We start from the raw sequence: 18982 nt of genomic DNA on the forward strand, positions 1-18982 counted from the left end.
CAGAAATTAAAATTCATCTTGAGCCCAACGCGTAGAACGCAAAATGCTGGAATCCACATCTTGAATATTGCGATGGCCGGTAAACGCCATGGAAATATCCATTTCTTTATACAGAATTTCCAGCGCACGGGTTACGCCTTCTTCACCATACGCACCCAAACCATACAGGAACGCGCGGCCTATCATTGTGCCTTTTGCACCCAAAGCCCAAGCTTTCAAAATATCCTGACCGCTGCGGATACCGCTATCCATCCAAACCTCGATGTCGCTGCCCACCGCGCTAACTACATCAGGCAAAGCTTTAATGGCAGACACGGTATCATCAAGCTGACGGCCGCCATGATTGGAAACGACCAATGCATCCGCGCCGCTTTTCGCTGCTTTTTCCGCGTCTTCGGGTTCCATAATGCCTTTAATGATCAACTTGCCGCCCCACAAATCTTTAATGCGCGCCACATCATCCCAGCTCAGGCGCGGGTCGAATTGTTCGGAAGTCCACGAAGACAGCGAAGACAAATCACCGACGTTTTTAGCGTGTCCGACAATATTGCGGAAGGTTCGGCGTTCCGTGTTCAGCATTTTCATGCACCATTCCGGCTTAGTCGCCAAATTGATTAAATTGGCGATGGTCGGTTTCGGCGGCGCAGACAGGCCGTTTTTAATGTCTTTGTGCCGTTGACCCAAAACCTGCAAATCGGCTGTCAAAACCAAAGCCGAACATTTGGCATCTTTCGCACGCTTAATCAGGTTTTCCATAAACTCGCGGTCGCGCATCACATAAAGCTGAAACCAAAACGGCGCGCTGGTGTTTTCGGCCACATCTTCAATCGAACAAATGGACATGGTTGAAAGCGTAAACGGAATACCAAATTTTTCCGCCGCACGCGCCGCCAAAATTTCACCGTCGGCGTGCGCCATGCCCGTAAAACCGGTCGGTGCAATCGCTACCGGCATTTTCACATCCTGCCCAATCATTTTGGTTTCGAGACTGCGTCCCTCCATATTAACCAATACCTTTTGGCGGAAACGGATGTCTTTGAAATCCGAAGTGTTTTCACGATAAGTAGTTTCTGTCCAAGAGCCCGAATCGATATAGTCATAAAACATACGCGGCATTTTACGTTTGGCAACAAGGCGCAAGTCTTCGATACAGGTTATTTTGCTTAAATCACATTTCATTGTCGATTGCCTCTGTTAAGGTAAAGACGGATGGTTCAGGCCGTCTGAACATTTCAAACAACCCTTCACTTTGCTCCATCAAAACAACTAAATTTTAAGAATAATTTTGATAATCTATATTAGTATCAATATTAAATCAAAACATTTTAACCCTGACATTTGTAGGGTTGATAGCCTTTTTTCAGACGGCCCCAAGTCCAAATTACAGAAAAATAAAGAAAATATTTTCCGATTTAAAAATCAACCCATGCCACCATTTAAACAAACAATCAAACCGAGCCGCCACATACTTGACTGAAACACTCAGATATTAGACAATTCCCCCACTAATAAAAACGCCCCACACAGGCAACCACACCATGAGACTGACTACCAAAGGGCGATTTGCAGTAACCGCCATGATAGATTTGGCGATGAACGCGCAAACCGGTGCTGTCAAACTCAGTGCCATCAGCGAACGACAAAGCATATCGCTCTCCTACCTCGAACAATTATTCAGCAAGCTGCGCCGTGCCGGATTGGTTGAAAGCCTACGCGGCCCAGGCGGAGGCTATATCCTTGCCGCGCCCGCCGAGCAAATCAATATTGCACAAATCATCTCCGCAGCCGAAGACCGACTGGATGCCACACAATGCGGCAGCAAAGCAAACTGCCACCACGGCGCCCCCTGTCTGACCCATGACCTTTGGGAAAACTTAAACAAAACCATCAATGATTACCTCAGCAGCGTTACGCTGCAAAGCATCATTGAACAAAAAAATTGCAGCGACAGCAGTCATGTCGTTACCTTTACACACATTCATTAAACCGACCTACGGCAAAGACCGCAGGCAGATGACCCAACGAAAGAGCAAACCATGACCGTCAAAACCCCTGTATACCTCGACTACGCCGCCACCACCCCCGTTGACAAACGCGTTGCCGAAAAAATGATTCCCTACCTGACCGAAACCTTCGGCAACCCCGCTTCCAACAGCCACGCATTCGGCTGGGAAGCAGAAGAGGCAGTCGAAAAAGCCCGCGCCGACATCGCCGCACTGATTAACGCCGACCCCAAAGAAATCATCTTCACCAGCGGCGCGACCGAGTCCGACAACCTTGCCATCAAAGGCGCGGCAAACTTCTACAAAACCAAAGGCAAACACCTCATCACCGTCAAAACCGAGCACAAAGCCGTGCTTGACACCATGCGCGAACTCGAACGCCAAGGCTTTGAAGTAACTTATCTGGACGTACAAGAAAACGGCTTGGTTGATTTAGACGTACTGAAAGCCGCCATCCGCGAAGACACCATCCTGATTTCCGTGATGTGGGTAAATAACGAAATCGGCGTAGTACAAGACATTCCCGCCATCGGCGAAATCTGCCGCGAACGCAAAATCATTTTCCACGTCGATGCCGCCCAAGCCTGCGGTAAAGTGCCTGTCGACGTTGAAGCCGCCAAAGTTGATTTGCTGTCCATGTCCGGCCACAAAGTATACGGCCCTAAAGGCATCGGCGCCCTGTACGTCCGCCGCAAACCACGTGTGCGTCTCGAAGCCCAAATGCACGGCGGCGGCCACGAACGCGGCTTCCGCAGCGGCACCCTGCCGACCCACCAAATCGTCGGCATGGGCGAAGCCTTCCGCATCGCCAAAGAAGAACTCGAGCAAGACATGGCGCACTACCGCAAACTGCGCGACATCTTCCTTAAAGGCATCGAAGGCATCGAAGAAGTCTATATCAACGGCGACCTCGAACACCGCGCCCCGAACAACCTGAACGTCAGCTTCAACTTCGTCGAAGGCGAAAGCCTGATTATGGCGGTGAAAGAACTCGCCGTGTCCAGCGGCTCCGCCTGCACCTCCGCCTCGCTCGAACCCAGCTACGTCCTGCGCGCGCTGGGCCGCAACGACGAACTGGCGCACTCATCCCTGCGCATCACCTTCGGCCGCATGACCACCGAAGAAGAAGTGAAATTCGCAGCAGAACTGATTAAATCCAAAATCGGCAAACTGCGCGAACTGTCTCCGCTGTGGGAAATGTTCAAAGACGGGATTGATTTGAACTCGATTGAATGGGCGACGCATTAATCTTCATTTATAAAAGGTCGTCTGAAAATCAATAAAACTTTTCAGACAACCTATATATAAATTTCCTTTAATATCCTAGCCTTAAAGACATAAAAATGGACGAACAAGAACTTGACCTCGACAATCTCGACAAGCTGCTTGAAGATTTTGACGGCGTTATCGTAGAAGGCGGCGTCGATTCAGAAAATGACGACGGCTGCGAAGGCGGCGCGTGCAAAATCTAATTCAGGCCGTCTGAATATCAGCAAACAAACCATTTACACCATTAAAAACATTAAGGAAACCACATCATGGCATACAGCGATAAAGTAATCGATCACTACGAAAATCCCCGCAACGTCGGTACTTTCGACAAAAATGACGAGTCTGTCGGCACTGGCATGGTCGGCGCGCCGGCCTGCGGCGACGTCATGCGCCTGCAAATCAAAGTGAACGACGAAGGTATCATTGAAGATGCGAAATTTAAAACTTACGGCTGCGGTTCTGCCATTGCTTCTTCCAGCCTGATTACCGAGTGGGTTAAAGGCAAAAGCCTGGATGACGCGCTGGCAATCAAAAACAGCGAAATCGCTGAAGAATTGGAGCTGCCGCCGGTGAAAATCCACTGCTCCATCTTGGCTGAAGATGCGGTAAAAGCAGCTGTTGCCGACTATCGTAAACGTCAGGAAAACAAATAACCCGATTCGGTTGGTGTTTTGTCGGCAGACGTTCATAGGATTTCTGAAAGTCTTAGAGTTTTCAGGAAAAGCAAACATAACGGTTTGTTCCTCTCTTAAACAGACAGGGTGAATTGAGGACACAGAAACTTAATCCTTTTGAAGTTACCGCCAAATTTGAGGCTGCCTACCATTCTATTCCCTCTCCCCGCGTGAGATGGTTAGGGAGAGGGCAAATAAGCCGCAGGATTATATTTGGTCGATACTCCTGAAAAATCAAAGAAGACGATATGCCTTTTACCGATGAAGAAGCCCAATCCCTGCTTGCCGTCAAAGGCATAGGCAAAACCGTATTGCAGCGTTTGCAGCAAATGGGTTTGGATGATATCGCCACGCTGGCGGCAGCGGATTTGGACGATATTTTGGAACAGGGCGCACAATTGACCGGCTCGACCTGTTGGAAAAACAGTCCGCAGGCAAAAGCTGCCATTGCCGCTGCAATAGAGTGGGCAAAACAGCGTTTTCAGACGGTCTGAAAATCAAGAGGCCGTCTGAAATAAAAACTGGCAAACAGAAAATAATTGCGAAATGAGGAAAAAGTATGATTACCATCACAGAAAACGCAGCCAAATACATTAACAACTACCTGACTAAACGCGGCAAAGGCTTGGGCGTGCGCTTGGGTGTGAAAACCAGCGGCTGCTCAGGCATGGCATACAACCTTGAATTTGTCGATGAAGCGAACGAGGACGACCTGATTTTCGAAGAACACGGCGCGCGCATTTATATCGACCCGAAAAGCTTGGTTTATCTGGACGGCACACAAGTCGATTACACCAAAGAAGGTTTGCAGGAAGGTTTCAAATTTGAAAACCCGAATGTCAAAGACTCTTGCGGCTGCGGCGAGAGCTTCCACGTTTAAGACATAAAAATAGCGGGACAGTATCAAAACCGTCCCGCCATTTTTTCGCTTCCTGCCTGTTGTAGCTGCCTTTGCCTTTTCTTTTCCGCTCCACCTTGTGTCGGAACAAATCGGATTTCACTAAGGCTTTTAAAGCATTGTCGCGTATTTTGCCTTTATTATGTTGCACTTTACTGCTCATATTCAGTCCTTTTAGTTAAGAATTAGCGAATTATAAGGCAAAATCAGGTTTCTGCCGAAAATTTCACATTAATTATCCCGCCATGTCTCAATATTTCACACTCTTCCAGCTTGAACCCACTTTCGATATCGATGCCGAAAACTTGGAGCAAACCTATCGCGCCTTGGCTGCACGTTTCCATCCTGACAAATTCGCTTCAGCCTCCGCCTTCGAGCAAAAACAGGCTGTGATGATGTCGTCCACCATCAACGAAGCCTACCGTACCTTAAAAAATCCCATTGACCGCGCTGCGTACCTGTTGAAAATGCAAGGTATCGATGCTGACGCACCTGAACATACTTCTTTCTCTCCAGAATTCCTCATGCAACAAATGGAATGGCGAGAAACATTAATGGATGCTCAGATGGAACAAAACCATGATGCCATCCGAGCATTGGATCAAGAAATCCAAAATGCACAAAGCAGCCTATATCAAGATTTGAAACAAGCATTTGAACAGCAGGATTATGAATCAGCTGCACAATGGGTACGGCATGGACGCTTTCTTAATAAGCTTCGCAAAGAAATTGCTTCAATCTTATAAAACGTATCGCTTTACGCTATACCAAGTTTTATAGCAAATGACTTTATAAGATACTTTGGCTTTATCTCCACTATTTGAATTTATAGCCGCTTACATCAAACAAAAACCGTATCAGATTTATCTGATACGGTTTTCTTATATTCACTACGATTAGCGTTTTTTACCGGTAACAGTAGCAACAGCCAAGTTTTCGTTACGTTTCAGAGAAACGCTTTCAACACCTTCCGGCAGTTTGATGTCTGACAAGTGCAGAATGTCGCCGGCAACTACTGATGTACAATCCAGCTCCAAGAAAGCAGGAATGTTTGCAGGCAAAGCAATTACTTCAACAGAAGTATTCAACAGAGATACGCGACCACCTTGCAGTTTAACAGCTTGAGAGTTTTCAGCGTTAACAATGTGCAGAGGAACGCGGATGCGTACAGGTTGATCGGCTTTCACAGCTTGGAAGTCGATGTGTTGAACTTCGCGACGGAATGGGTGCATTTGGAAGTCACGCACGATAACGTCTTTGGTTTCACCGTTCAGAGACAGTTTAATCAAAGCGGTATGGAAAGATTCTTTTTCCAATGCGTAGAATACAGTTTTGTGGTCTACAGCGATAGCAACAGGCTCTTGACCTTCACCGTACAGAATGCCAGGGATTTGGCCTTCGCGACGCAGGCGGCGGCTCGCACCAGTGCCTTGGGCTTCGCGTACAGAGGCTTGAATTTCGTAAGTCATGTTTAATACTCCAATTTAGATAAAATCGTCGTCATCGGCCGCGACCAGCTTAAGACGACATGGGGTTATGGCAGCAACATGCTGCCTGTCATCACTTCTTCATTAAAAAGATATGAGACGGATTCTTCATTGCTGATACGGCGTACCGTTTCAGCCAGCAAACCGGCAATAGTTACTTGACGGATGCGTTCACATTTTTTAGCCGCTTCAGACAACGGAATCGTATCTGTCACAACTACTTGGTCAATTTCAGAAGAAGCAATTCGATTCACTGCTTCACCGGAGAATACTGCATGGCTGGCGTATGCCAGTACACGATCTGCACCGCGCTCTTTCAGAGCAACGGCTGCTTTACACAAAGTATTTGCCGTATCGATCATATCATCTACGATCAAGCAAGTACGGCCTTGAATGTCACCGATAATATTCATTACTTCAGCCACATTGGCTTTAGGACGGCGTTTATCGATAATGGCCAAATCAGCATTTAAAGATTTAGCAACAGCGCGCGCACGTACAACACCACCGATATCAGGGCTGACAACGGTCAAATTATCAATGCGTTGCTGTTTAATATCGTTCAACAAAATCGGGGTAGCGTAAATATTATCTACCGGAATATCAAAGAAACCTTGAATTTGGTCGGCATGCAAGTCAACAGTCAATACGCGGTCGATACCTGCTGAGTACAACATATTCGCCACTAATTTGGCGGAAATCGGTACACGGGCAGAGCGTGGACGGCGATCTTGGCGTGCATAGCCAAAGTAAGGAATCGCAGCGGTAATACGACCGGCAGAAGCACGTTTGAGTGCATCGGCCATAGTCAAAATTTCCATCAGGTTGTCATTGGTAGGCGCACAAGTAGGTTGCAAAATAAACACATCGCGACCACGCACATTTTCCAGCAATTCAATGGCTACTTCGCCATCAGAGAATTTGGAAACGGTGGCTTCGCCGAGTGAAATATCCAAATGTTTGACAACACGTTGCGCCAATTCCGGATTTGCATTACCGGTAAACACCATTAAACTGTCATAAGCAGCCATATCTTCACCTGATTCTAGATTTGATTTACGCGCAGAAAACATTACGCTTCCCTTTGCCCTATGTCTAAGACACTAATTATGCGATTATACGCGTAAAGACGGGTAAAAAAAAGTTTTTCAGCGTTATTTCGCTCTGAGCGTAAAAAAGCGTGTAAGAAAACTTACACGCTTTTATTTGGCTGGGGAGGAAGGATTCGAACCTTCGCATGCTGGAATCAAAATCCAGTGTCTTAACCGCTTGACGACTCCCCAATAAAGGGTGTTGGCTGGGGAGGAAGGATTCGAACCTTCGCATGCTGGAATCAAAATCCAGTGTCTTAACCGCTTGACGACTCCCCAACAAAGGGTTTGGCTGGGGAGGAAGGATTCGAACCTTCGCATGCTGGAATCAAAATCCAGTGTCTTAACCGCTTGACGACTCCCCAACTTACTAAATCATATGAAACAGCGGATGAATATCTAATCCTTCCACACAATAAGCTTCATATAATTGAGAAACCTGTTGGTAAATTGTATTTGCTTCTTGATGAGATTCACTTGCTATAAACAAACAAGCCCCAGAACCGGTCATTAATGCATGACCATATTGGGATAACTCAACATAAGCCTTCCAAACTTCAGGATATTCCTGAAACACAACCGCCTGCATATCATTTTGAAACGGCTGTAACGATTGGAAAGTCGGAATTATGCTGGGTTTGGAATCCCGTGTCAAGCCTTCATGTGCAAAAATTTTAGCGGTTGCCACATGGACGGGGGGCTTAACGATAACATACCATTGTTTAGGAACATCTATTTCAGCCAGTTTCTCACCCACGCCTTTGGCAAAAGCACTTCTGCCAAAAATAAAAAAAGGAACATCTGCGCCAAGACTTACACCTAAATCAATGAGTTGCTGCCTGCTCAAACCACATCGCCACCATTGGTTTAAAACCATTAAAACTGTGGCTGCATTGGAGCTGCCGCCGCCTAAACCTCCGCCGGTCGGAATCACTTTATCCAACCAAATTTCAATGCCGTGCGGCACGCTTGCATGAGGCAGTAATAATTTAGCCGCCCGATAAGTCAAGTCTTGCTCAGGCTCAAGTCCTTCAACCGGCGTATGCAGAATAATCTGCCCATCGGTACGCATTTTCAGATGAACGGTATCGTATAAGCCGATCAAACAGAAAATACTTTCCAAATTATGATAACCATCGCTCCTGCGGCCGGTAATCCTCAAATCCAAATTTAATTTGGCCGGCGCTGGAAAGGCTTGGATTTCCGCTGAAACAGACATGGTATCCTCTATTTGCGTGCTGCGCATAGGGTTTGTCCATTCTTATCCAAAGAGTGGTTTACCGTGTCGAACACCAAGCGGATATTAAACTTGGCATTTTCAAGTTGAAGCGTTTTGGGCTGTCCCGAGCTATTTAAAGTACGCGATATCGTCCAGTCAAACTGCTCCAGACGGCCGTCAGGCAGGATTTTGTATGGCGCATTGGCAACGCGTTTGCCATCTGCCCAAATATGCAGATATTGAACCGGCAAAGCAAAGCCTAAAAGCTGTCTGCTCAATTCTTCAGCTGTTTCCGCCTGATAAACCTTACCCTTACTGTCTACTGCCAATACGCCTTCGCTGTCTTGACACAGTTGGCCTACGGTATTGCCCAACGGTGTATTGACATCAATGGTTTGAACCGCGTTCTGATAAGTCCAGTCAAAATTGGCATAAGAGCCTTTACCTTCCACTTTGACAGCCAAGCGACCGTCTGCGCTAAAATCCTGCACCTGCTCGGCCGCTTGCCAACTGTTTTGCTGAGGCAAGTTTGGCTGCGCACAAGCGGCTAAAAGCAATAAGGCAGCAATCGATGATAATTGTTTTAAATTCATGGATATTCCTTCATAGGCCGTCTGAAATCAAACGCTTTTTAGACGGCCTGTTGGTTTTATTTGTGTTTTTGAATATGCGGTTTGCCAGATGTTATACCGAATTTGGACATTGTCTCTTTCAATACTCGGAGATTGCTTCCGCGTTTCAAGCCGTCATTCCAGATTTCTTTGGCCTTGTCTTGGTCACCAAGCGTCCATAGGACTTCGCCCAAATGCGCGGCGACTTCGGCTTCAGGTTCTTTTTCATAGGCATATTGGATATATGGAAGCGCCATTTGCGCATCACCTTTAAGATAATAAGCCCAGCCTACACTATCATTAATGGCTGCGCTTTCCGGATCCATCTGATAGGCCGTCTGAACCATTTTGAAAGCCTCATCCAAATCCTTGCCGTTGGACAGCAAGGTATAGCCCAAAGCATTCCAACCGTGTGGATTATCCGGATACAGCTCTACCACACGGCGTAAATCGGCAATCGCCTTGCCTGGCTGATTCAGCTTCTCATAAACCATCGAACGCTGATACAACACATTGGCAAGCAGCTCGGGAGAAGCTTGGGTTTTCAAGGATTTTTCGGTGGAACTTACCAAGCTGTTCAAAGCGCTCAACGATTCTTGAAGATTGGTATTTTTAGACAATACGAACAAAGCCGTACTCAACAAATCCTTAGCTTCAAAATAACGTCCTCTTTGCTCGGGCATTTTTTGTGCGCGTTGTACCAAAGCCCAAGCCTCTTTATGGTTGCCCTGTTTGGCTTCGATGGAAGCGGCCAAAATGGTTTTATCAAATGTATAAGCCGTAGCCGTTACCTTATCCAACCATTGTTTGGCTTTGGCCAATTCTTCAACATCATTATAAGAAACTGCACCAATCAACGCCGCACGGCTGCGCTGCTCTTCCGTACCGGCTTTATAAGCCTTTTCCAGATAGCTGTTTACCACAGAAATATTTTCCGTCTTGCTGGCGGACAATAAGGCGGCCTGAATATACAAATCAGGGTTGGGATTTTCTTCCAACAAAGTCTGCAACCGCTTGAATGCCTTATCATTTTGACCATGAGCGATCAAATTGGCGATATCCAACTCCTGCCAAATCGGAGATAAGGTTTTAGTGTCTGTCTCTTTGAAGAAGCCGTCCAAAATATCAGGATGCCGTTGCGCCATCAGACGCAGAGTAACAAAAGTCGGCGGCAGAATTTCGTTGTCCAACTTGGCCAATCTCTGCAATGCGGCAATGGCGTGTTTCTTTTGACCGTCTTGTGCACTAAAAATTGCATCCGCAATCGCCGCTTCTGGAAAATCTTTATAATTCAATGCCGTTTTATGTACCTGTTTGACTGCATCGCTGGTCAGATTCGGCTGTTGGGCTGCGGTTTGTGCCAAAAGCAGGAATACGCGCTTTTGCTCATCTTCACTACCGCCGGCAATCACCTTGTCCAATCCGCTCAAATTCTTATCGGCTTTACCCAGCAGCAAATTGCGCAACCACGTCATGCGCTTTTGTGTTTCACCAGGCTCCGGCTCGATTTCGCGCCATTTTTGGTAAATGGCTTCAGCCTGTTCAAACGCGTTTAACGAAACCGCCATCTCCAAAGCACGTTCGGCCACTTCGGGAGATTTGGTGCGATGCAAAGTCAAAATATAAGTAAACAGCGCAGAAGCCGCATCACCCTTTTGTAAGGCCAGTTCTGAATTTAACAAAGTGAAAACCTGCGATGTGCGGTTTTGTATACCCAACAAACGTATCCGTTCCTGCTCGCGCTCTTCAGGAGAAAAACGGTCGGCACGGCTTTTCTTTTTAATAATCTTAGCCGATTCAAAAACAGCCTTTGAATCGCCGGGCGCGGCAAAAGTTTGTGTAGCAAACAACATCATGACAGCCGCAGCTGCTACTCGAATACGGGATGGGGAAAACAACATAACTATCCTTTTTGAGAACCTGCCGACATTTTCAGACGGCCTAAGCACTTGCAGAACAGACGCAAAGCTATATTTATCATTCAGGCATAACTGTAACACACGCACCCTATTTTGTTGACACGGCAACCGTAAACCTTGTGTAATCTTCATCTGCATAAAACCATCAGCATCAAAGATGAATACCGACCACCTTATCCATTTCCTCACTCAAGCTTCACACTTCAGCAGCCGTATGCAAGCAGAGCGCAATCAATTATTTACCGCCCACACGGTCAAAGAAGCAGCCGTTTTGGTCGGTATCGTCTTGCATGAAGGAACGTGGCAAATTTTACTGACCAAAAGGGCCGAGACCTTAAGACAGCACACAGGGCAAATTGCCTTTGCCGGCGGTCGCAAAGATGCCCAAGACGACAGCCTAACGACAACGGCGTTAAGAGAAACTTATGAAGAAACCGCCATTCCGATTACCGCATGGCAGACTTTTGCGCCGCTACCCTTTTATGACACGCCTTCCGGCTACCGTGTTACGCCTGTTCCAGCAATTTGCGTCCAGCCCGTCAACCCCAAAGCTAATCCCGACGAAGTAGCTGAAATTTTTTATCTGCCCTTGGATTTTGCCTTAAACCTGCAAAACTACACATTCCGCCAGCTTCATCACAACAATCAAACCCTCGCCCTCCCCGCCCTGCCTTTCCAACACTACGACATCTGGGGGCTGACCGCACTCATTCTATACAGACTGGCAGAACGTTATCAGCAATATTGCCAAGCTTTTAAATAAGGCAAGGCCGTCTGAAACCAATATTCAGACGGCCTGATTTAATCAATTTTCTTTATGCGGCTTCTTTGAAATATTCGATACCTTCTCCGAACCATTTCATCTCATTGCGCAGGGCAACCACTTCGCCAATTACCATTAAAGCCGGACGCTCCGCTTCGGCAGCCAGCAAGCCCAAATCTTTCAGATGGCCTGTCCGCACGGTTTGATGCGGTAAAGTCCCACTAGAAATCACGGCAACAGGCGTAGAAGGCTGTCTACCATAAGCCATCAGTTTTTCCGCAATCTCAGTCGCTTTAAGCGTCCCCATATAGATTACCAACGTTTGGCGGCTTAAAGCCAAAGTCTGCCAATCGGGCTGGCTACCCTCGTGTTTGCTGTGGCCGGTTACAAATAAAGCACTTTGCGCACAATCACGATGGGTTAACGGAATACCGGCATAAGCAGTGGCACCAAGCGCGGCAGTAATGCCCGGTACAATGCGGTAAGCAATTCCGGCCTGATGCAGGGTTTGCACTTCCTCCCCGCCGCGCCCGAATACAAACGGATCGCCGCCTTTCAGCCTCACCACACGCTCGCCTTTTTGAGCGTGTTCAACCAATAAACGGTTGGTTTCTTCCTGCTGGACATGGTGCGCACCGGCGCGTTTACCCACGCTGATTTTCACCGCATCTTTACGCACCATCGCCAAAATTTCATCCGACACCAAAGCATCGTAAAACACGGTATCCGCAGCCTGTATCGCCTGCAAAGCATGTATGGTCAGCAAGCCCGGATCGCCCGGCCCTGCCCCCACCAAAACCACTTCGCCGCCAAACGGCGTTTCCCGGTTCAACTGCGTGATCAATTCGCGTTCCGCCGCCTTGATATTGTTTTGAGCCGCAAAAATACCGAAACGGCTGTCAAACAACTTTTCCCAAAAATAACGGCGTTGTTCGACATTATTCAGCGTTTGCTTAACCTTTTCGCGCCATTTGCCGGCAATACGCGCCATCGTGCCCGTATGCAGCGGAATCAATGTCTCGATAATCTGCCGCCATTTCCGAGCCAATACAGGCGCAGTACCGCCGCTGGATATGGCTATCTTCAACGGCCCCCTATCCACCACGGCAGGCACGATAAACGAACACAAGTCCGCCGTATCCACCGTATTGCACAATTTCGCCCGTTGTTCCGCCGCTTCAAAAACACGGCGGTTAAACACACCGTCATCCGTCGCCGCAATAACGAAATACACCTCGTCCAGCATGACTTCTTCAAACAAGCCGCCAAGCCAAACTATTTTCCCTTCATCCGCCCATTGCTGAAACTGAGGATTTAAAGTTTCCGCAACAACGCGCACGCGCGCTCCGGCAGACAACAGGCTTTCCGCCTTGCGCTCGGCAACCTTGCCCGCGCCTGCCAGCAAAACAGGGCGGTTTTTCAAATCGGCAAACAAAGGATAATGGCTCATGGTCGTGCTCTTGCTTTATCAATGATTGTCCGTCGATATTAAAGGCCGTCTAAAAAAATAGGAAAGAATGGTTTCTGATTTTCTTATGGTGTTTGGTTATATGCCTGCAAAAAACCGTCTTTCGAATAATAAAGCATTCAGACGGCCTTTTTTGAATTTCAATCATAAACCGAATTATTTTAGATATTTGCTATCAAATGGGGAACTTATTTTCCGCTCTTCCTACTAAAAAGTCTTAACAATTATCCATATCAACAACTTAAGTGATATTAATTTGTTAAGGTAATTTCAAAATATAATATTTAGAAGCGAATATACAGCATGACAACTGAAGCAAAAACAGCCCCTTTACCGACTATTCTCTTTAACAAGGCAGCCTATACCAACGGCGATGATGTTATTCTGAACATCTCCAATGCGACAGACAAAATCACCTCTGTTACCGTCAGCCATTTGGGTACGGAAATCCAAAAATTGGATCATCTGAACTCAACCTCCGTCAAACTTTCTTCCGATATTTTTTCACCCAATTCAGGCTACGTCGTCAAAGTAGAAACCGTTGACAACACCGGCAACCACACCAACAAAACACTGGGATTGTCTGTCGAAGACGACTGGACCATTTTTCCCCGCTATGGCGTAGTGGCGGGGTCTAACGATAATTCGGCAGAACGAAACAACTCCATGACCAATGACCAGCTCAAAGGCTATCAAAACAATATCGAGCAACTGGCACAAATGCACATCAACAATTATTTCTTCTATGATGTGTACGACACAACCTCCAATCCATTTCCAAACGTCAACAGCTTCAAGCAAGAATGGGCGACTTGGGCTGTCGACAACGGCCAACCCAACCCTCCCCAAATCGATACCCTGCTGATTAAAAACCTCGTGAACAAAATTCACGAAAAAGGCGGCAGTGCCATGCTCTACAATATGCTTAACGCCGCCTCCAATGACGAACTCGATAACCCGGCCATCAAAGACATTTTAAATAATGTCAAACTCTACAATGCCCAAGAGCATTCCAACTTCGGCAAGGCCGGTGCAGAAACCAAAACATCCGTACAACAATTCGTCGATCCTGCCGACAAAAGCTGGCAAAACTATATCGTCAACACCATGATTAAAGCCCTGAAAACAGGCGGCTTCGACGGCTGGCAGGCCGATACCATGGGTGATAACCTCGTTTATAAAATACAAAACGGCCAAAAGACTGAAAACTTCAGAATGTCTGACGGTTATGACGATTTGTCAGCCGCGGCTGCGGAAAAGTTACACGATTACGGTCAAACTTATATGATCAACGACATCAGCACAGGCAGGGCCGATGTCTTATCCACCACCGGCATGGATGTTCCTTACTCAGAAATCTGGCCGCGCGATTTTAAAGATACAGCCGGAAATACCCATTATGAAAACAACAACTATGCCGAGCTTAAACGCTTGGTAGGCCGTCTGTACGATTACAATCACGTTTCCCCGATTATTGCCGCCTATACTCAAAAAGGTACCCACCCGGAAGATCATGCTTCCGAACTCAATCCGGACAACGAATTGCTGGTTGATGCCGTTATCGCAGCGAGTGGCGGCTACCATATGACTGTTGCCGCATTAAACAACCACCCGGATAAGAACGCACATGGTTTTGGTATTTTGCAAGATCCATACTATCCCGCTCAAACGCTTAAAACCAACGAAACCCTGGCCAAATCAGAATTCAACTATCAACAATTCATTACCGCCTATGAGGAGCTGCTTCGCGGCGAAGGCTTGGTTGAACTCAAAGACAGTCATGCCTCCATCGTAGCATCCGACGGCTACGACATGACTTCCACCTCAGGCGAAGAAGGCAAAGTTTATACATGGACCAAAGCCACCGCAGACGGCGGCCGAGTTGTCCAATTAATCAATCTCGCAGGCCTCGACAAAGACACCAATTGGAACAGCTCCAACCACCACACGCTGAAACTCGACAACCCTAAAGTCAGAATCCCGTTTGATATGGAAATCAGCGCAGAACAGGCCGAGCAAGCCATCGTACAACTGGCTTCCCCCGACTCAGACGATATATCCATGCACACATTGGAATCTTCCGTCATCTATGAAAACGGCAAACCAGTGGCACTGGAAGTCACCGTACCAAGCCTGGATGTCTGGGATATGCTTTATGTTAGCAATTTAGGGCAGGCAAGCGTCAGCCAAACCTTTGCCGACGGCAAAACCACATTCAACGGCACCCACGCCGACGACCATATCAAAGGTACTGAAAGCGAAGACATCATCTACGGCAACCGGGGCAATGATGAGATTCACGGCGGCAGCGGCAATGACAAATTGTCCGGAGGCACCGGCGACGACGTCATCAACGGCGATGCCGGCAGCGATATTCTCTACGGAGACGGTGGCAATGACCATCTGAACGGCGGTTTAGACAATGACACGCTATATGGCGGCGCCGGTAACGATACTATGTTGGGCGAAGCAGGTAACGACATCCTTCACGGCGGTGCAGGCAACGACACACTGTTCGGCGGCTTAGGGGACGATATATTGCGTGGCGAAGCCGGTAACGATACCTACGTATTCAATCGAGGCGAAGGCCATGACACCATTTTCGACCATCACGGCACAAACGCCATCCAATTCGGCGCAGGCATTTCCCTCTCGGATCTGTCGCTCGAAACCGTCAACGAAAAGGACGGCACGACTTGGAACATCACCATTCGTGGCGAAAACAATCACAACGACCTCATTACTATCGACCACCAATATTCCGACATCCATACCGACGCCCAAGGTCAAAAAATCCCCTCAGTCAGCGAATTCCGCTTTGACGAAGGTACGTTCAACATTGATCAGTTAATGCATATTTTAGGTTAACCATTAAAATATCGAGCATCCCAAAGCCGGACTTTCAAAAAGAGTCCGGCTTTTCTTGCCTGCAACGCCACTTCCATTTTTCAGACGGCCTTTGCCTGCGTATAATATCGTTTTGTCTACAATTTGAAATCCTGACCAATGACCGAATCCATCCGCCTGCCCGCTTCTACACTCAAGCCCTCCACCGTTGCCCTGCCCGGCTCCAAAAGCATCAGCAACCGCACGCTGCTCTTGGCTGCACTCTCCGACAACGTTTGCGAAATCCATTCTTTGCTCAAATCTGACGATACCGACCGAATGCTTGAAGCACTCGACAAACTCGGCGTGCAAATTGAATCTTTACCTGAAGGCCGTCTGAAAGTTCATGGCACCAGCGGCCATTTTCCCAACCAATCCGCCGATTTGTTTTTAGGCAATGCCGGTACGGCATTCCGCCCCTTGACTGCCGCACTTGCCGTTTTGGGTGGCGACTATCATCTGCATGGCGTACCGCGTATGCACGAACGCCCCATCGGAGATTTGGTGGACGCGTTGCGCATTGCCGGAGCGGACGTACAATATCTGGGGAATGAAAACTATCCGCCGCTTCAGATCGGCAAACGCCAAGACAACGGCGAGCGCGTTATTCCAATTAAAGGCAATGTTTCCAGCCAATTCCTGACCGCCCTGCTGATGGCTTTACCCTTGACCGGACAAGCATTTGAAATCCACATGGTAGGCGAGTTGATTTCCAAACCTTATATCGACATCACGCTCAAGCTGATGGCGCAGTTCGGTGTGGACATCATTAATGAAGACTACCGTGTATTTAAAATCCCGGCCGGTGCCAAATATCATGCGCCCGAGCATTTATATGTAGAAGGCGATGCCTCCAGCGCATCTTATTTCTTGGGCGCAGGCCTGATTGCAGGTACACCCATCCGCGTAACCGGTATCGGCGCACACAGCATTCAGGGCGACGTTGCCTTCGTACGCGAATTGGAGAAAATCGGTGCGGATATCATTTGGGGCGAAAATTTTGTAGAAATTTCCCGTCCTGCCGAGCGCAAGATTCAGGCTTTTGATTTGGATGCCAACCATATTCCAGACGCGGCCATGACTCTGGCCATTGTTGCGCTGGCCACCAAACAGCCCTGCACCCTGCGCAATATCGGTTCATGGCGCGTCAAAGAAACCGACCGTATCGCCGCCATGGCAACCGAACTGCGCAAACTGGGCGCAGAAGTCGTTGAAGAAGCCGAAGCCATCCATATTACGCCGCCCGAAACGCTTACCCCCGATGCCGTCATCGATACTTACGACGACCACCGCATGGCCATGTGTTTCTCGCTGGTTTCGCTTTTGGGCGTCCCCGTCATCATCAACGACCCGAAATGTACGCATAAAACTTTCCCCGACTATTTCCAAGTTTTTGCATCATTGACCAACTGATTGATTATTCAATATTTCAGACGGCCTGTTGCATACAAAAAACACAGGCCGTCTGAAAAACAAAAATAAAACTATACTTTTTCTTAATTTATGCGATAATAGCTAAATAAATTCTTAGCGATTCATATTTCCTTTCGGAGAGAAAACATGTCAGACGAAAAAAGCAAAGCCTTAGCCGCCGCCCTTGCCCAAATCGAAAAAAACTTCGGCAAAGGCTCCATCATGAAAATGGACGGCAGCCAACAGGAAGAAAACCTTGATGTTATTTCCACCGGCTCCCTCGGCGTGGACTTGGCGCTCGGCGTCGGCGGCCTGCCCCGCGGCCGCGTGGTTGAAATATTCGGCCCGGAATCCTCCGGTAAAACCACTCTCTGTCTCGAAGCCATTGCCCAATGCCAAAAAAATGGCGGCATCTGTGCATTCATCGATGCCGAGCATGCTTTTGACCCGATTTACGCCCGCAAACTCGGCGTAAAAGTCGAAGAACTCTATCTCTCCCAACCGGATACCGGCGAACAGGCATTGGAAATCTGCGATACCTTGGTACGCTCCGGCGGTATCGATATGGTCGTTGTCGACTCCGTAGCGGCACTTGTGCCTAAAGCCGAGATCGAAGGCGAAATGGGCGACAGCCACGTCGGCCTGCAAGCCCGCCTGATGAGCCAAGCCTTGCGCAAACTGACCGGCCACATCAAACGCACCAATACATTGGTTGTTTTCATTAACCAAATCCGTATGAAAATCGGTGTGATGTTCGGCAGCCCTGAAACCACAACCGGCGGTAACGCGCTCAAATTCTACGCCTCCGTCCGCCTCGACATCCGCCGTACCGGTCAGATTAAAAAAGGCGATGACGTGATTGGTAACGAAACCAAAGTCAAAGTCATCAAAAACAAAGTTGCGCCTCCATTCCGTCAAGCCGAATTCGATATTCTTTACGGCGAAGGCATCAGCTGGGAAGGCGAATTGATCGACTTAGGCGTCAAACATGACATCGTTGAAAAATCCGGCGCATGGTACAGCTACAACGGCGCAAAAATCGGCCAAGGTAAAGACAATGTACGCGTTTGGCTGAAAGAAAACCCTGATATCGCCAATGAAATCGACGCCAAAATCCGTGCGGCAGTTGGTATCAATGTCGATATTACCGAAGGCAAATTGGACGATACCGACGGCGAACGTCCTGAGGAATAAGTCTGTTTGAAATTAAAGGTTAAAGACCAAATAAAGGCCGTCTGAAATCCGACCATTAATCGGATTTCAGACGGCCTTTTATTC

General features: G+C 47.9%; 19 protein-coding genes and 3 tRNA genes. 11 read left to right on the forward strand and 11 right to left on the reverse strand.

Annotated features, from left to right (window positions below; translation table 11 throughout):
- Window positions 1-6: 6 nt before the first annotated feature.
- Entirely contained in the window at window positions 7-1179 is a 1173-nt protein-coding gene (locus BBP27_RS04170) for an alpha-hydroxy acid oxidase (protein ID WP_188211963.1), read from the reverse strand.
- Between the two features lie 359 nt (window positions 1180-1538).
- Between BBP27_RS04170 and iscR the strand changes: the two genes are divergently transcribed.
- From iscR to iscA, 6 genes are all read left to right on the forward strand, one after another.
- Window positions 1539-1985: a Fe-S cluster assembly transcriptional regulator IscR gene (gene iscR, locus BBP27_RS04175; protein ID WP_004519894.1), complete on the forward strand. Its 447-nt coding sequence runs from the start codon at window positions 1539-1541 to the stop codon at window positions 1983-1985.
- A gap of 51 nt (window positions 1986-2036) precedes the next feature.
- On the forward strand, window positions 2037-3251 hold the full coding sequence (locus BBP27_RS04180) for an IscS subfamily cysteine desulfurase (RefSeq protein WP_188211962.1): 1215 nt from the start codon (window positions 2037-2039) through the stop codon (window positions 3249-3251).
- 95 nt (window positions 3252-3346) lie between these two features.
- Window positions 3347-3475 carry a hypothetical protein gene (locus BBP27_RS04185; RefSeq protein ID WP_265511161.1) on the forward strand — a complete coding sequence of 43 codons (129 nt, stop codon included), beginning with the start codon at window positions 3347-3349 and terminating at the stop codon, window positions 3473-3475.
- A 66-nt stretch (window positions 3476-3541) separates the two neighbouring features.
- Window positions 3542-3928 (forward strand): Fe-S cluster assembly scaffold IscU, encoded by a 387-nt coding sequence (gene iscU / locus BBP27_RS04190; protein WP_003674559.1) that lies wholly within the window; start codon window positions 3542-3544, stop codon window positions 3926-3928.
- 269 nt (window positions 3929-4197) lie between these two features.
- On the forward strand, window positions 4198-4443 hold the full coding sequence (locus BBP27_RS04195; RefSeq protein ID WP_188211961.1) for a recombinase RecA: 246 nt from the start codon (window positions 4198-4200) through the stop codon (window positions 4441-4443).
- Between the two features lie 65 nt (window positions 4444-4508).
- The gene (gene iscA / locus BBP27_RS04200) at window positions 4509-4829 is read left to right on the forward strand and encodes an iron-sulfur cluster assembly protein IscA (RefSeq protein ID WP_003680782.1); all 321 of its coding nucleotides are present in this window, start codon (window positions 4509-4511) and stop codon (window positions 4827-4829) included.
- Here the strand turns inward: iscA and BBP27_RS04205 are convergent.
- Entirely contained in the window at window positions 4789-5010 is a 222-nt protein-coding gene (locus BBP27_RS04205; protein WP_188211960.1) for an alternative ribosome-rescue factor A, read from the reverse strand. The two genes, iscA and BBP27_RS04205, sit on opposite strands and share 41 nt — an antisense overlap.
- A gap of 82 nt (window positions 5011-5092) precedes the next feature.
- Here BBP27_RS04205 and hscB point away from each other — a divergent pair, with 82 nt between their 5' ends.
- Window positions 5093-5593, forward strand: coding sequence for a Fe-S protein assembly co-chaperone HscB (gene hscB / locus BBP27_RS04210; protein WP_188211959.1), 501 nt, complete (start codon window positions 5093-5095; stop codon window positions 5591-5593).
- A 150-nt stretch (window positions 5594-5743) separates the two neighbouring features.
- Here the strand turns inward: hscB and BBP27_RS04215 are convergent, their stop codons facing one another.
- The 8 genes from BBP27_RS04215 to BBP27_RS04250 all read right to left on the reverse strand — a co-directional run bounded on the left by BBP27_RS04215 (window position 5744) and on the right by BBP27_RS04250 (window position 11156).
- Window positions 5744-6316, reverse strand: a complete 573-nt coding sequence (locus tag BBP27_RS04215) for a 50S ribosomal protein L25/general stress protein Ctc (protein ID WP_049349632.1) — start codon at window positions 6314-6316, stop codon at window positions 5744-5746.
- A 65-nt stretch (window positions 6317-6381) separates the two neighbouring features.
- Entirely contained in the window at window positions 6382-7365 is a 984-nt protein-coding gene (locus BBP27_RS04220) for a ribose-phosphate pyrophosphokinase (protein WP_141746368.1), read from the reverse strand.
- A 176-nt stretch (window positions 7366-7541) separates the two neighbouring features.
- Window positions 7542-7617, reverse strand: a tRNA-Gln gene (locus tag BBP27_RS04225).
- An 11-nt stretch (window positions 7618-7628) separates the two neighbouring features.
- Window positions 7629-7704: transfer RNA gene (locus BBP27_RS04230), tRNA-Gln, on the reverse strand.
- Between the two features lie 10 nt (window positions 7705-7714).
- Window positions 7715-7790: transfer RNA gene (locus BBP27_RS04235), tRNA-Gln, on the reverse strand.
- A 5-nt stretch (window positions 7791-7795) separates the two neighbouring features.
- Window positions 7796-8644, reverse strand: a complete 849-nt coding sequence (gene ispE / locus BBP27_RS04240; RefSeq protein WP_188212025.1) for a 4-(cytidine 5'-diphospho)-2-C-methyl-D-erythritol kinase — start codon at window positions 8642-8644, stop codon at window positions 7796-7798.
- Between the two features lie 8 nt (window positions 8645-8652).
- The gene (lolB, locus tag BBP27_RS04245; RefSeq protein WP_188211958.1) at window positions 8653-9237 is read right to left on the reverse strand and encodes a lipoprotein insertase outer membrane protein LolB; all 585 of its coding nucleotides are present in this window, start codon (window positions 9235-9237) and stop codon (window positions 8653-8655) included.
- 56 nt (window positions 9238-9293) lie between these two features.
- Window positions 9294-11156 carry a tetratricopeptide repeat protein gene (locus BBP27_RS04250; RefSeq protein WP_188211957.1) on the reverse strand — a complete coding sequence of 621 codons (1863 nt, stop codon included), beginning with the start codon at window positions 11154-11156 and terminating at the stop codon, window positions 9294-9296.
- A gap of 175 nt (window positions 11157-11331) precedes the next feature.
- Between BBP27_RS04250 and BBP27_RS04255 the strand changes: the two genes are divergently transcribed.
- Window positions 11332-11937: a CoA pyrophosphatase gene (locus BBP27_RS04255; protein WP_188211956.1), complete on the forward strand. Its 606-nt coding sequence runs from the start codon at window positions 11332-11334 to the stop codon at window positions 11935-11937.
- 52 nt (window positions 11938-11989) lie between these two features.
- Here the strand turns inward: BBP27_RS04255 and cysG are convergent, their stop codons facing one another.
- The gene (gene cysG / locus BBP27_RS04260) at window positions 11990-13387 is read right to left on the reverse strand and encodes a siroheme synthase CysG (protein ID WP_188211955.1); all 1398 of its coding nucleotides are present in this window, start codon (window positions 13385-13387) and stop codon (window positions 11990-11992) included.
- A gap of 321 nt (window positions 13388-13708) precedes the next feature.
- Between cysG and BBP27_RS04265 the strand changes: the two genes are divergently transcribed.
- From BBP27_RS04265 to recA, 3 genes are all read left to right on the forward strand, one after another.
- Complete coding sequence (locus tag BBP27_RS04265) at window positions 13709-16273, forward strand: glycoside hydrolase family 66 protein (RefSeq protein WP_188211954.1); 2565 nt, start codon at window positions 13709-13711, stop codon at window positions 16271-16273.
- A gap of 138 nt (window positions 16274-16411) precedes the next feature.
- Entirely contained in the window at window positions 16412-17704 is a 1293-nt protein-coding gene (aroA, locus tag BBP27_RS04270) for a 3-phosphoshikimate 1-carboxyvinyltransferase (protein ID WP_188211953.1), read from the forward strand.
- Window positions 17705-17851: 147 nt separating this feature from the next.
- Window positions 17852-18898: a recombinase RecA gene (gene recA / locus BBP27_RS04275; protein WP_003680794.1), complete on the forward strand. Its 1047-nt coding sequence runs from the start codon at window positions 17852-17854 to the stop codon at window positions 18896-18898.
- The last annotated feature ends 84 nt before the right edge of the window (window positions 18899-18982 follow it).

The organism is Neisseria sp. RH3002v2g, assembly GCF_014596425.2.
Lineage (GTDB): Bacteria > Pseudomonadota > Gammaproteobacteria > Burkholderiales > Neisseriaceae > Neisseria.